Annotated in this window: 12 protein-coding genes; 2 read left to right on the forward strand and 10 right to left on the reverse strand. The window is 65.9% G+C overall.

Annotation, left to right across the window (positions count from 1 at the left end):
• Nucleotides 1-588: 588 nt before the first annotated feature.
• The 8 genes from PG898_RS00785 to ltnD all read right to left on the reverse strand — a co-directional run bounded on the left by PG898_RS00785 (nt 589) and on the right by ltnD (nt 9,673).
• Complete coding sequence (locus PG898_RS00785; protein ID WP_270823293.1) at nt 589-2,526, reverse strand: methyl-accepting chemotaxis protein; 1,938 nt, start codon at nt 2,524-2,526, stop codon at nt 589-591.
• Between the two features lie 59 nt (nt 2,527-2,585).
• Nucleotides 2,586-3,476, reverse strand: coding sequence for a DMT family transporter (locus PG898_RS00790; RefSeq protein ID WP_270823294.1), 891 nt, complete (start codon nt 3,474-3,476; stop codon nt 2,586-2,588).
• 85 nt (nt 3,477-3,561) lie between these two features.
• Nucleotides 3,562-5,067: a GntP family permease gene (locus PG898_RS00795; RefSeq protein WP_270823295.1), complete on the reverse strand. Its 1,506-nt coding sequence runs from the start codon at nt 5,065-5,067 to the stop codon at nt 3,562-3,564.
• A complete protein-coding gene (gene denD / locus PG898_RS00800) occupies nt 5,064-6,014 on the reverse strand; it encodes a D-erythronate dehydrogenase (RefSeq protein ID WP_270823296.1) in 951 nt (316 codons plus the stop codon). Before denD ends, PG898_RS00795 begins: the two co-directional genes overlap by 4 nt.
• A 40-nt stretch (nt 6,015-6,054) precedes the next feature.
• Nucleotides 6,055-6,828 (reverse strand): 2-oxo-tetronate isomerase, encoded by a 774-nt coding sequence (gene otnI, locus PG898_RS00805; protein ID WP_270823297.1) that lies wholly within the window; start codon nt 6,826-6,828, stop codon nt 6,055-6,057.
• A gap of 61 nt (nt 6,829-6,889) precedes the next feature.
• Nucleotides 6,890-7,522, reverse strand: coding sequence for a 3-oxo-tetronate 4-phosphate decarboxylase (gene otnC, locus PG898_RS00810; protein WP_005328654.1), 633 nt, complete (start codon nt 7,520-7,522; stop codon nt 6,890-6,892).
• Nucleotides 7,515-8,768 (reverse strand): 3-oxo-tetronate kinase, encoded by a 1,254-nt coding sequence (gene otnK / locus PG898_RS00815; RefSeq protein ID WP_270823298.1) that lies wholly within the window; start codon nt 8,766-8,768, stop codon nt 7,515-7,517. The genes otnC and otnK overlap by 8 nt, the downstream gene beginning before the upstream one ends.
• Entirely contained in the window at nt 8,765-9,673 is a 909-nt protein-coding gene (gene ltnD, locus PG898_RS00820) for an L-threonate dehydrogenase (RefSeq protein ID WP_270823299.1), read from the reverse strand. Before ltnD ends, otnK begins: the two co-directional genes overlap by 4 nt.
• Nucleotides 9,674-9,928: 255 nt before the next feature.
• On the opposite strand from ltnD, the gene PG898_RS00825 reads away from it, so the two are divergent.
• Nucleotides 9,929-10,717: a DeoR/GlpR family DNA-binding transcription regulator gene (locus tag PG898_RS00825; protein WP_270823300.1), complete on the forward strand. Its 789-nt coding sequence runs from the start codon at nt 9,929-9,931 to the stop codon at nt 10,715-10,717.
• 19 nt (nt 10,718-10,736) lie between these two features.
• Here the strand turns inward: PG898_RS00825 and PG898_RS00830 are convergent, their stop codons facing one another.
• Entirely contained in the window at nt 10,737-10,892 is a 156-nt protein-coding gene (locus PG898_RS00830; RefSeq protein WP_270823301.1) for an entericidin A/B family lipoprotein, read from the reverse strand.
• A 16-nt stretch (nt 10,893-10,908) separates the two neighbouring features.
• Nucleotides 10,909-11,970, reverse strand: coding sequence for a PQQ-dependent sugar dehydrogenase (locus PG898_RS00835; RefSeq protein WP_404834575.1), 1,062 nt, complete (start codon nt 11,968-11,970; stop codon nt 10,909-10,911).
• 228 nt (nt 11,971-12,198) lie between these two features.
• On the opposite strand from PG898_RS00835, the gene PG898_RS00840 reads away from it, so the two are divergent.
• Entirely contained in the window at nt 12,199-13,839 is a 1,641-nt protein-coding gene (locus PG898_RS00840) for a SulP family inorganic anion transporter (protein WP_270823303.1), read from the forward strand.
• Nucleotides 13,840-13,855 lie beyond the last annotated feature (16 nt).

The raw sequence follows: 13,855 nt of genomic DNA on the forward strand, positions 1-13,855 counted from the left end.
CTTAGCTTTTTTTCCGGCAGTCGGGCAGGCGCCCGCCGCTCGGTATTGGCATTGCAATCAACACCCCGTAGGGCAAAAGAAATTGTTCTGTGTTGTGCCCATATGCCCGGATGCCTTGGCGCATCAACGAAGGGCAATCTGCATCTTTACAGTCATTATTTTTTAGGTCTCGATCCTTGGCGATCTGACACCACCAAGAGTACGTTCGCGGTGCGAAATATCAACATGAAGTTCCCGCCAAGTTTCAAAAATATGACCGAGTGCAAATAATCATGATTCTTGGTGTGGGCACTCCCAGCCCGCTCGTGTCGGTAATGAGAGCGTTTTCAGGTGGTTTTTCCCGTTAACCGGAAGGGATCTGGACGCGGATGCAGAACTTTCTTTGTTAACCTGACGGCAACATATAATTTTGTGTCACAAAAAAAGATATTCACCCTTGTCGGGGTTGTGTCTCTTGCTCGGCGCGTCGAGCAGGCTCCCCCGAGGGGTCATGGGCGCGAGGGACGGAGGGGGTTAACCGGGTGCGGGCATATCAGGGAACAGGCCGGGCGCCTCAAGGGGGCCCGGCCTGTTAGGGGGGAGGGCGACTCAGGCCTGACTCAGGATCCGGGGGATCTGCTGGGCCTGGTGGTGGATGTGCTCCGAGACCTGCACCGAGAGGCGGCTGCCCTGACGGGCGTGCTGGCTGATGCGACCGATGAGGGCGGCGAAGCTGGCGAGCCTGTGCTCCTGGCTGCGGGCGTTGTCGGCCCCCTGCAGCGCGATGACGGCGGTGCTGCGCGCCATCTCCCGCACCGTCTGGGTGGTCTGGCGCAGCTGTTCGGCCTGCTGGCGCTGATCGGCGGCCTCCGCGGTGATGCGGGACAGCACGGTGGCGAGCTGATCCCCAGCCTGGGTGAGGCTGGCCAGGATCTCGGTGATCTGGCCGAGGGAGCGCTGGGTGTCGGCGGAGAGGTGGCGCACCTCGTCGGCGACGACCGCGAAGCCGCGTCCCTGCTCCCCGGCCCTGGCGGCCTCGATGGCGGCGTTGAGCGCCAGCAGGTTGGTCTGCTGGGAGATGTGGCCGATGACGTCGACGATGGCGGTCACGTCCTCCACCGAGCGGGTGAGCTGGGCCAGGGCCACGCTGCTCTCGTCGATGGCGAGCCCGGTCTGGGCGGTAGCCGTCAGCATGCCCCCGACCAGCCGCTCGCTCTGGCTCATGGAGTGTTCATTGTGCTGGGCGTGCTGGGCGATTTCGGCGGCGACCTGGTGCACCTCGCTGGCGAGCTGGTTGAGCTCCTGCATCATGGTGTCGCTCTCGTCCACTGCCTGCTCCGTGGTGCGGGTGCTGTGATGGATCTCCTGCACCTGGGCCACCATCTCCTGCAGGCTGGAGGAGACGCTGGAGAGCTGCCCCGCCTTCTGCTGCTGATCCTGTTGCAGCCGCTCAATGAGGCGGTTGTAGCTCGCGACTATGTCCGCCAGCTCGTTGCGCTCGCGCCCCTGGGCCAGCAGTTGTGCCTGACCCGTGGCATCGAGCTGCAGGAAGGCGGCCCGCAGCCGCAGCAGGGGGCTGACCAGCCAGCGGCGTTGCACCAGGGCGAACAGCAGGGCGACCACCACCAGGCAGAGCGCCAGCACGCCGAGCACCGTGGCCAGTTCCCGGTTCATCGTCTGGCGGGCGGCGGCGAGCCGCTCTCCCAGTTGCTCCCCGGCCTGCAGCAGCTGGGTGATGTCCTGCTGCACCATCTGACGCGCGGCCTGCTGCTGTTGCAGCGCCTTGCGGCTGTTCTCCAGCTCCTGCGGATAGCGCTTGAGCAGGGAGGTCAGCTCGGCTTTGGGCTGATCCCCGAGCTCCTTGCGCACCGGCTCCCCCAGGGTGAACTCGTCGGCCGGGGCCTCCTCGAAGAGATCCAGGCTCGGCAAGGCCGCCAGGGAGTCCGCCTGCTTTTGCAGGGCGGCCAGCTCGAATTGCAGCCCCTCAAGGCGCTTGGCGCTCGCCTGCTCCATGTAGTTCTGGCGCTGGTGAGCGAGGGCGGGGAGGGAGGCCAGTATGTCGACGGCCCCCTGGCGATACTGCTCGGCGAGCGCCGGATCCTGCCCTGTGGCGGCCCCCTGCTGGCCATAGCGCAGCAGGGCGCGGGCCTGGGTGGTCAACTCGTTCTCGGCATTTTGCAGCAACCACTGGCTGTTGCCGGAGAGCTTGCCCGCCGCCAGGTAGTCGCCGTCGATACGTGCCCCCATCTGTTCGAGCCGGGCCCGCAGCGGGCTGGTCAGGGTGTCGTCCTGGCTGGAGAGCAGCGCCAGCGCCTGCTGGCGTACGCCCTGGGCCTGGGCCAGCAGCAGGGGATCCCCGCTGCCGAGGTAGTCGCGAAGCGCCCCCTGCAGGGAGCCGCTCAGCTGCCGCTGCAGGCGCTCCTGCTGGCGCTGGGCCTGCTCGGCCCGGTTGAACTGCTGCCAGCCCTGATAGAGGGCGGCGGCCTGAACCGCGGCCACCAGCAACAAGACGAGGGAGGAGAGGGAGGCGTAATGGGCAATTTTCACTTTTCAGTCCTGCTTGAACCACGCAATGGGCGTGAGCTTAAGCAGGCCTGATGGCGTTTTTATGACAGAGGCTCTGCAACTGGCTGAGTCTTGGGTGTTTTTACCAGCAGACCCAGCAGGGCGCCGCCCATGATAAGGGCCCCCGCCAGCAGATGGCGCGGGGTGAGCGCTTCGCCGTTGAGCCAGACCAGCAGCAGGGTGCTCAGCAAGGGGGTGAGGTAGGCGAGTGCCCCTATGCGGCGCGGATCCCCGTCCCGCAGCGCCAGATACCAGGTGACGAAGGCCGCCCCCATGGGGCCGAGGGCGAGCCCGGCGATAAGCAGCCAGTCGGCCTGGGGGATCTGGTCGAACGGCAGCGGCCCCTCCAGTCCCCAGGCGAGCAGCAGCGCCAGGAGCCCTGCGGGCAGGCAGGCGGCGGCCGTGACCACGGCGGGGGCGGGGGGCAGACGGCGGGAGAGCACGGAATAGGCGCCCCAGACGATGGCGGCGCCGAGCGCCAGCAGGTAGCCCGGTAGATGAGCCTGCTGCAGTTGCAGCCGACCATCGACCATCACCAGCACCGAGCCCGCAAGGCCCAGGGCCCCGGCCAGCAGATGGTGCAGGCTCAGGGGGTGGCCCGGCAGCAACAATGGGGTGAACAGTATGATGCACAGGGGCCAGAGGTAGTTGATGAGGTTCGCCTCCAGCACGGGGGCGTGGCGAAAGCTCATGAACAGCAGCAGGTGATAGAGCAGCAGCGCCGTGATGGTCACCAGCCAGGTGAGGGGGCTGGCGCGCCACTGGCGCCAGAACGGCAGGGCACCCGCGCCACAGAAGAAGAGCACCAGTCCCACCAGCACCAGCGGTGACACGCTGGTGATCCGAGAGGTGAGGGCAGCGAGCGAGGCCCACAGCAAGATGGTGAGCAGCGCAAAACCGGTGGACTTGTCCCACCAGGAAGAAGCAGACATCCAACACTCCTTTGCAAGATGAATAAAAAGAGGGCCAGTCTAGCAGACTGGCCCTCGTCACACAGCGTTGCCATGACGCTGCGGGTTATGACTCCCGGCTCGGCACTGCACTGGCCGCCGGTGCCAGGGACTGGCCCCTGACGTACCAGACGATGAGCGCCAGCACCAGCAGCGGCAGCACGGGGTCGAACCAGGTGCCGCCGGAGCCGAATACCAGGTTCAGCAGGGCGACGCCGGTGCCGCCGATGGCCCAGGCGATGGTGGTCGGGATGGACCAGACGATCATCTGCTGCTTGACGTCCGAGATCCCCATCATACGGTTGACCACCCAGAACAGGCTGTCGTTGAAGTAGCCGAAGAAGAGCGACCCCATGGTAGCAGCCTGAGCCGCCAGCAGCATGTTGACCCCGGGGATCTGCGCCAGTATGGGGGCGGAGATGGAGGCCGCCGTCACCATGGCCACAGTGCCTGAGCCCTGGATGAGGCGCACCAGGGTCGCGACGATGAAGGGGATCAGTATGGGGGAGATGGGCAACTGGGCGATCTGCTCGGCGAGCTGCTGGCCCGCACCGCTGTCGCGCAGCACGGCACCCAGGGCGCCGCCAGCACCGGTCACCAGCAGTATGATGCCGGCCGATTGCAGCCCCTCTTCGAGGCGAGCGGCGGTGGCGTGTCTGTCCATGTGCGGCACCAGCGTATAGACCGCCAGCAGCACGCTGATGGCGAGCGCTATGATGGGGGTGCCGATGAAGTTGATGCCCTGCACCAGGGGATTCGCCATCAGGCCGTCCATCCCCTCCAGGGTGGCGAGGGTGGTGAAGATGGCCTTGACGAAGATAAGTACTATGGGCACCAGGATCGGCAGCAGCGACAGGGTCAGGCTCGGCAGGGTCTTGCCTTCCTTCTCCTTGAGGTACTGCTCATAGGTAGCTTGCAGCTCGTTCGGGGTCTGGGCTGCGTTCGCGCCGAACTCGGGGTACTTCTTGTCGAGCCACTGGGCGTAGAAGACGATGCCGAGCACGCAGGGGATGGCCAGGGCCATGCCCATCAGCAGCATGGCGCCTATGTCCACGCCAAACAGACCGGCAACACCGAGCGGCCCCGGGGTCGGCGGCACCGTATGGTGGGTGACCACCAGGCCCCCCGCCAGGGCGACCCCCAGGGTCAGCAGGGAGCGCTTGCCGCTTTTCGCCAGCGCCTTGGCCACCGGATAGAGGATGACGAAGGCGGAATCCACGAAGATGGGGATGCTGACGATGTAGCCCGTGATGGCCAGTGCCCACTCTTCGCGGCGCTTGCCGAGCCACTTGATGAAGCTGTAGGCGATCTGTTCGGCGGCGCCGGAGACTTCAAGCAGGCGGCCCATCATGACCCCGAGGCCGATGACGATGCCGATGCTGCCGAGGGTGGAGCCAAAGCCCTGAGTGATGACGGTGAGGGTCTTGTCGATGCTCATGCCGCCTGTGATCCCAGCGATGCAGGCCGCCGCCAGCATGGCGATCAGGGCGTGCACCCGGGTGCGGACCACCAGGAATACCAGTACGAAGACGGCGATGACCAGGCCGATGATGGGGGTAGGGATGTCGCTCATGATGCCTCCTGCATGTCATGGGTGATGAAACTGTCGATGATGTCGGCAAACGTCCTGTCTGCCGCGAAGCCGAGGGCGCTGGCCCGCTGGTTGTCGATGCGTCCCGGCCAGCTCGCGACTATGCGCTCGATGGCCGGATCGGCGGCAAACTGCACCCGATCCCGGGCCGCCTGACCACCGGCCCGGGCGAGGGCCTCCAGCATCTCGCCGACGGTGACGCTGATGCCGGGCAGGTTGATGCTGCGGGCGTCACCGGTGGCGGGGAGCCTGGCCGCCAGCAGGAAGTTCGCGACTACGGTGGCGGGGCTCGAGAGCCAGAGACGCAGTTCCGGGCTCACCGGGCAGAGGGCGTTCTCCCCTTGCAGCGGCTCGCGGATGATACTGCTGACGAACGACGAGGCGGCGCGATTCGGCTTGCCCGGCCGCACGCAGATGGTGGGCAGGTGCAGCACCAGGCCATCCACATAGCCCTTGCGGCTGTAGTCGTTGACCAAGAGCTCCCCCATGGCCTTCTGGGCGCCATAGGAGGAGGTCGGGGTGAGCGCGGTGCCATCGTTCACCAGCTCAGGCAGCGGGCCGCCATAGACGGCGAGCGAACTGGTGAAGACGAAGCGGATGCCGGGGCGGGTGTGGCGGCAGGCCTCCAGCAGGGTGCGGGTGGTGTCCAGATTGACCTTCCAACCCAGATCGAAGTCCTGCTCTGCGTGGCTGCTGACGATGGCGGCCAGGTGGTAGACAACTGTGGTCCGTTCGCTGATCAGGGACTCGGCGACACCGGTTTCGGTGAGGTCGGCCTTCAGGCAGCGCACCCTGGGATCCGGCAGGGGGGATTGCGGCTGCTGGATGTCCACCAGCAGCAGCTCGGTGAAGGGGTGGGGGCCTTGCAGCAGGGCCCGGGCCAGTTTCTGGCCCAGGAAGCCACCGCCGCCGGTGATGATGATTTGCATCTCGTTATCCTCAGACTCGTTCATGTGTAGGTTGTGTTTCTTATTGTTGTGTCAGCCAGCCCAGCCCTTCCCGGGTGCCGGCTCTGGGGTTGTATTCGCAGCCAATCCAGTCGTGGTAGCCCGCCTGCGCCAGCACCTTGAACAGGTGGGGGTAGGCGATCTCCCCCTCGTCCGGCTCGTGGCGATCCGGTACCGAGGCTATCTGGACGTGGCCGATGGCCGGTCCCAGCTTGCCGATGAGACGGGTGAGATCCCCGTCCATGATCTGGGCGTGGTAGAGGTCGAGCTGCACCCCCACGTTGGGTCTGTCTATCTCCTGTACCAGGGCCAGGGCATCGAGCTGGTGGGCCAGGAAGTAGCCGGGCACGTCCCGATTGTTGAGAGGCTCAAGCAGCACCTTGATGCCGTCTGCGGCCAGGAAGTCGGCGGCGAAGCGGATGTTCTCGATCAGGGTCTGGCGGTGGGCTGCCAGGCTGTGTGCCGGGTCGACTATGCCGCTCATGGCGTGCACCTTGGTGCAGCCAAGCGCCAGGGCGTAGTCACGCACGCTGGGCAGGTGGGCGCGAAACTCTGCCTCCCGCCCCGGGATGGCGGCCATGCCGCGCTCCCCCGCCCCCCAGTTGCCCGGCGGCATGTTGAACAGAGCCTGGGAGAGGCCGTGTTCGCGCAGCAGGCGGCCCAGCTCGGCGGCCGGCCACTCGTAGGGGAACAGGAACTCCACCGCCTCGAAGCCTGCCTCACGGGCGGCGGCGAAGCGCTCCAGGAACGGCAGCTCGGTAAACAGCATGGTGAGATTGGCGGCAAACTTGCTCATGGCGTGATGCTCCTCAATGCGTTGTGTTCGTATCGGGTCAGAGAGGCGGACCAGGATTGGCTCATGGCTTCAGGCTCCTCAATTCGGTGATCTCGGGTTCACTCAGGTAGCGGATGGACTGGCCATGGAGCATCAGTGCCAGGCGCGCCGTCTCCTCCAGCTCCTCCATGTTGTTGACCGCATCCACCAGATCCTTGCCCGTCACCACGGGACCGTGGTTGGCGAGCAGGAAGGCGTTGCCCTCGGGAGCGCGGCGCCCCAGCTCCTCGGCGATGCGGGCATCCCCCGGCTTGTAGTAGGGGATGAGCGGCAACTGACCGACCCGCATCACGTAGTAGGGGGTGAAGGGGCGGATGACGTTGGCCGGATCCAGCCCCTCCAGGCAGGAGAGGGCGGTCAGGTAGGTGCAGTGCAGGTGCACCACGGCCCGGCAGTCCGGATTGTTGTGATAGATGGCGAGGTGGAAGGCCACCTCCTTGGAGGGGCGGTCACCCCCCAGGTGCTCCCCCTGCAGGTTGACGTGAGAGAGCCTGTCGGCGCTCAGACGTCCCAGGCAGGAGCCGGTGGGGGTGGCGATCAGGGTGCCGTCCGGCAGCAGGGCGGAGAGGTTGCCGGCGCCCCCGGTGGCGTAACCGCGCTGGAAGAGGGAGGCCCCCAGCATCACCATGGTGTCGCGCAGTGCCTGTTCAGTCATGGAAGTACTCCTGAGCCTTGTCGAAGAAGTCGTCGCTCCCGAAATTGCCGGACTTGAGGGCCAGCGACAGCGGGGCGTCGATGGCCCGCACCCAAGGCACACCGGGGGCGATTTGCGGGCCTATGTGGAACGCCTTGACGCCGAGGGCCTGGGTGACCCGGCTCGAGGTCTCGCCACCGGCGATGATGAAACGGTCCACGCCTGCGTCTTGCAGCAGTTGGGCGAGGCGGGCAAAGCAGTGCTCCACCGCGTCGCTGGCTGCCTGCTGGCCGTGGGTCTCCTGAATGCGGGCCAGCTCCACCGGGCTGGTGGTGGCGTAGACCAGCGGTGCCGGGGTGAGGGACTGGGCCAGTACCCAGCGCGCCAGCTCGGCCGGGTAGTCGGCATCCTCGAGGCAGCGCACCACGTCCAGCGCCAGCGCGGGGGCGTGCTGGCGATAGCGGGCCACCTGGCGGTTGGTCATCTCGGAGCAAGAGCCCGACAGCACCACGGCGCGGGTGCCTCTGGGCCAGCCAGCCTCGCGGGCACCTTGCAGATCGCCGCTGCCAAGCTGGCGGGCCAGGCCGATGGCGAGGCCGGAGCCACCTGTCAGCAGGGGCATGTCGAGGGCGGCGGTGGCGATGTCCAGCAGGTGCTGCTCAGTCAGGGTGTCGACCACGGCGTAGCGCACACCAGCTTGTGTTAGCTGCTCGAAGGCGTTGGCAATGGCATCGGGGCCTTGAGCTATGGTGGTGAACGGCACCAGACCGGCGCGGCCCTGGGCCTGTCCCTCCATCAGCCGCAGCAGGTTGCTGTCGGTCATGGGGGTGATGGGGTGGTGGCGCATGCCGGATTCGGCCAGCGGCTGGGCGCCGACGAAGAGGTTGCCCTGATAGACGGTGCGACCGTTGACCGGCAGGGCTGGGCAGATCAGGGTGAAGTCGTGACCAAGCGCCGCCAGCAGGGCGTCGGTGACCGGACCTATGTTGCCCGCCGCCGTGCTGTCGAAGGTGGAGCAGTACTTCTGGTAGATGCGCGGGCAGCCGCGGGCCTTGAGCCAGGCCAGTGCCGCCAGGGAGTCGCGCACTGCCTCATCGGCGGGGCAGGAGCGGCTCTTGAGGCTGATCACCACGGCATCGACCTGGGGCAGATCCCCGTCATGCTCCGGCACGCCGGCGAGTTGCAGGGTTGAGAGGCCGTTCTCCACCAGGAAGCCGGCGATGTCGGTGGCGCCGGTGAAGTCGTCTGCGATGACACCGAGTTTCATGCTTGATCCTCCTGACCCGGCAGCTGGATGCCGGAGAAGATCTTGATGACGGCGCTGTCATCTTCCTGGCCGTGCCCTGCATTGCTGGCGCCGAGGAACATGTTGAGGGCGGTGCTCGCGAGCGGCAACGGGAAGCGCAGCGCCTTGGCGGTGTCCGCCACCAGGGTGAGATCCTTGACGAAGATGTCCACTGCGGAGCGGGCCTGGTAGTCGCCGGTCAGCACCCGGGGCATGCGGTTTTCAAACATCCAGGAGTTGCCGGCGGCATGGGTGACCACGTCATACATGAGATCCAGCGACACGCCGGCCCGACTGGCCAGCGCCATGGCTTCGGCGGCGACGGCGATGTGCACCCCGGCCAGCAGCTGGTGGATGATCTTGACGGTGCTGCCCTGGCCCGGTTCGCTGCCGACCCGGTAGAGCTTGCCTGCGACTACATCCAGCACAGGGGCCAGCTTGTCGAAGGCGGCGTCTGATCCTGCGGCCATCACCGTCATCTCGCCCGCGTCGGCCTTGATGGCGCCACCGGAGACAGGGGCGTCCAGCATCGGCAGCCCCAGCTGTGCCAGCTCGGCGGCCAGGGCGCTCGCCTCCTCGGCCGCTATGGTGGAAGAGACCATGATGGCGGTGCCCGGTTTGAGGTGGCGAGCCAGCCCCTCTTCGCCGAGCAGGATGCGGCGCACCTGGGCGGCGTTGACCACCAGCAGCAGCACGGCATCCAGGGTCTCGGCCAGGGGTCTGGCATCGGCCATGACGGCGGCGGCACCGGCCTGTTGCAACTGGCTGCGGGCCTGTTCGCTGAGATCGATGCCGTAGGTGGTGAGCCCGGCCCGCAGACAGGAGCGGGCGGCGCCTATGCCCATGGCCCCCAGGCCGATGACAGCAACATGATAGGAAGTGCTCATCTCGTGATTCCTCGATAACGACTGATGAGCAGATAGTAGAGGCTTGTGGCGGCGAAATATCAGGCAGGTGTCACAAAAAATAACTTATTAGGTGTTAATTTTTGTTATTTATGAGGCTTGAGATTCTTTCGAGTCAATTTTTGGCGTTTTTTATGTGAATAAATGTGATTTGTGAGCCCCTTCGAGCTTATTTATCATTTTTTCCCAGGTCGCTGGGGTAGAATGGCGCCTCTTTTCCCCGAGGGGTGAGCCAAGATGATTCCCGTAGAGCGACAGCAACGTATCCTGCAACTGCTGGCAGAGCGCGGCGTGGTCAGCATAGTGGAGCTGACCGACTGGTTGCAGGTCTCCCACATGACCATCAGACGCGACATCCAGAAACTGGAGGATCAGGGGCGGGTGCTCTCTGTATCCGGCGGAGTCAGTCTCTCCCAGCGGATCAAGAGCGAGCCCTCCCACGCCACCAAGCGCAGCCTGATGCAGGGTGCCAAGCTGGCTATAGCCCGGCTCGCCGCCGCCCAGGTGAGCGAGGGCAGTACCGTCTATCTGGACGCCGGCACCACCTCTCTGGAGCTGGCCCGGGAGCTGGCGCTGCGGGAAGATCTGATGATAGTGACCAACGACTTCATGGTCTGCGCCTACCTCATCGAGCACGGCCGCTGCCGCCTCTATCACACCGGTGGCCAGGTCATTCGCGAGAACCAGTCCTGCGCCGGGGAGGCCACCGCCCACTTCCTGCGCAACCTCCATCTGGACGTTGCCTTCCTGTCTGCCTCCTCCTGGGATGGACAGGGGATCTCCACTCCGAGCGAGCAGAAGGTGCCGGTGAAGCGGGCCGTGGTGGAGTCGGCGGCGAGCCGTATCCTCATCTGCGATTCGTCCAAATATGGCAAGGTCGGCACCTTCAACGTGGTGGGCTGGGATGCGATCGATCAGGTGATCACCGACGAGCAGTTGCCCCAGAGCGCCCGCGAGGCATTGGCGCAGCACGGGGTCAGGGTGACCATGGCGCAGCTCGCCAGCCTGGCCTCCGGCGTCGAGTGACTGTGTGAGCCTTAGGTTGTCACTCTTTGCCGACCTGAGGCTCGTTCGCCAGGTTGGCGGAGCCCTGGATCACCTCGCCCGCCTTCTCGATGTCTCGCCCCACCCCGTGGATGGTGTTGCAGCCCAGCAACCAGAGGCTGGCACAGAGCACCAGCAGGGTTCGATACTTGTTCATGCTTCCTCCTTGCATCCTATGGGGTCAGTTTGAGCAGGCGCCCCTGGCCTGAATCCGTCAACAGGTAGAGGGCACCGTCGGGGCCCTCCTTGACGGTACGGATCCGCTCCCCGAGATCGGTCAGCAGCCGCTCTGCCGACACTATCTTGTCTCCGTCGAGGTGCAGGCGCAACAGGGCCTGGCCGCGCAGGGCGCCGACCAGTAGATCCCCCCGCCACTCCTTGAACAGTTCCCCCTGATAGAAGGTCATGCCCGAGGGGGCGATGGAGGGCACCCAGATCCAGCGCGGCGGCGTCATGCCGGGCGCGCTCTGGCCCAGGCCAATCTTGCCGCCCCCGTACTCCTCGCCGAAGGTCACTTTGGGCCAGCCGTAGTTGTGGCCGGGCAGGATGAGGTTGACCTCGTCCCCGCCCTGGGGGCCGTGCTCGTGGGCCCAGAATTGCTGGCTGCCCGGACGCAGCGCCGCCCCCTGCATGTTGCGATGGCCCAGGCTCCAGATCTCCGGCAGGGCACCCGCCGTCTTGACGAAGGGATTGTCGGCGGGCACCCGGCCATCCTTGTGCAGGCGCACCGTCTTGCCGAGGTGGTTGTCGAGCGTCTGGGCCCGCTCCCGCTCGCTGTAACGATCGCCGAGGGTGATGAAGAGATAGCCGTCCTCCGTCAACGCCAGGCGGGATCCGAAATGGGCGCCGCCGGCCACCTTGGGCTCTTGGCGAAACAGCAGTTGCCAGTCGATGAGGCTCCCCTTTTGCAGCCGGGCCCGGGCCACGGCGGTGCCTGCCCCGCCGTCCCCCGGCTCGCTGTAGCTGAGATAGAGCCAGCCATCGCCGTCCAGGGCGAGATCGAGCAGGCCTCCCTGGCCCGTGGCGGCGAGGGGCGGCAGGCCCGAGATGAGGTGACGTTTGCCCGCGGCGTCGATGTGCAGCAAGCGGCCAGGGCGCTCGCCAATCAGATAGCCGCCATCCGACAGCAAGACCAGCCCCCAGGGATGATTGAGACCCTCCACCAGGGGAGTCAGTGTCAGCGCCCGGACCTGGGCCACCAGGCAGACAAGCAGCAGTGCAAGCAGTCGCAACAAGGAGGGTCTCCTCTTGGAAAGGGGGCTGGCCGGCGGCGCAACGTCGCTGAAGTATAGGGGAGCGAGATGGCAAAACGTGAGAAACAACAAGCCTCTGCGTCGGGCTGGCGCATACACTTCTCTCTGTAACCGTGCCTGCATCCTGAGGGTGCAAGGGGCGGAGGATGTCGCACCGAACTGCCGAGCATGCACTCATTTGAGAGCAGACCCGTGATCATGGAGGACAAGATGTCATCACCCGCGTTGGCGCCAAGGCGCTCCCTGTCCGATCTGCTGGCCGGCGTCACCGCAGCGGCGGTCGTGTTGCCCAAGGCCATGGCCTACGCCAGCGTGGCCGGTCTGCCGGTGGCTATCGGTCTCTATACCGCGTTTGTGCCCATGGTGCTTTACGCCCTGCTGGGCTCCTCCCGAGTGCTCAGTGTCAGCTCCACCAGTACCCTGGCGATCCTGACTGCGACCCAGCTCGGACTGGTGGTGCCGGATGGGGACCCCGGTCGGCTGATCACGGTGACGGCCACCCTGACCCTGCTGGTGGGAGCCATGCTGATGCTAGCGGCGGTGCTGCGCCTCGGCTTCGTGGCGAACTTCATCTCCCTGCCGGTGCTGGTGGGGTTCAAGAGCGGCATCGGGCTGGTGATCATCCTCGATCAGCTGCCCAAGCTATTCGGTGTGCACATCCAGAAGGAGAACTTCTTTCTGGATCTCTATCACCTGGGGCTGGCGCTGCCCCAGACCTCCTGGCTGACCCTGGGAGTCGCTCTCGTCACCCTGGTGGTGTTGGTGTTCATGGAGTGGCGCTTTCCCCATTCTCCCGCCCCCTTGCTGGGGGTGGGCATCGGCATCGCGCTGGTGTGGGGCTTTGGCCTGAACGAGGCAGGGGTCGCCATCGTCGGGAGCATTCCCACCGGCTTGCCCGCCCTGACGATGCCGGATTTGACCCTGGTGTTGCAACTGCTGCCGGGGGCGGCGGGCATCGCGCTGATGAGCTTCACCGAGACCATAGCCGCAGGCCGGGCCTTCGTGGGGAAGGAAGAGCCGGAGATCAATCCGAACCGCGAGCTGGTGGCCACCGGGCTGGCCAACCTGGGGGGAGCCTTCTGCGGCAGCATGCCGGCAGGGGGGGGGACCTCCCAGACAGCGGTGGTGCGCTCCGTCGGGGGCGTCAGCCAGTGGGCCTCTGCGGTCACCGCCGCCATGGCGCTGGCCACCATGATCTTCCTCGCCCCGCTGCTCTCCTGGCTGCCGAGCGCCACCCTGGCGGTGGTGGTCATCGTCTATTCGGTGGGGCTCATCCAGCCGGGGGAGTTTCGCAAGATAGGGCAGATTCGCATGATGGAGTTTCGCTGGGCCGCCATCGCCTGTCTGGGGGTGCTGCTGTTCGGCACCCTGGAGGGGATAGTGGTCGCCATCCTGGCCTCCTTGCTGGGGCTGGCCAGCCAGACGGCGCAGCCACCCGTCTATGTGATTGGCCGAAAACCCGGGGAGGATGTGCTGCGGCCGCTGGCCGCGCGTCATCCCGATGACGAGACGGTCCCCGGCCTGTTGATCCTGCGCCCGGAGGGGCGCCTCTTCTTCATCAATGTGCAGCATGTGGCCGCCCAGATCCGCGAGCTTATCGAGACTCACCAGCCCGAGGTGGTGGTGCTGGACATGAGCCGGGTGCAGGACGTGGAGTACTCGGCTCTGATGATGTTGATGGAGGGGGAGCAGCAGGCGCGCGCCAGGGGGGTCACCCTCTGGCTGGCCGGGCTCAATCCCGGGGTGCTCGAGAACGTGCGTCGCAGCGGGTTGGCCAGTCAGCTCGGGGAGAGCCGCATGCTGTTCAATGCCAGGGCGGCCATCCGCCAGTATCAACAGGGCAGAGAGTGAGTGGGCAGGGGGGACC

The organism is Aeromonas sp. QDB31 (assembly GCF_027707605.1).
Lineage (GTDB): Bacteria > Pseudomonadota > Gammaproteobacteria > Enterobacterales > Aeromonadaceae > Aeromonas > Aeromonas media.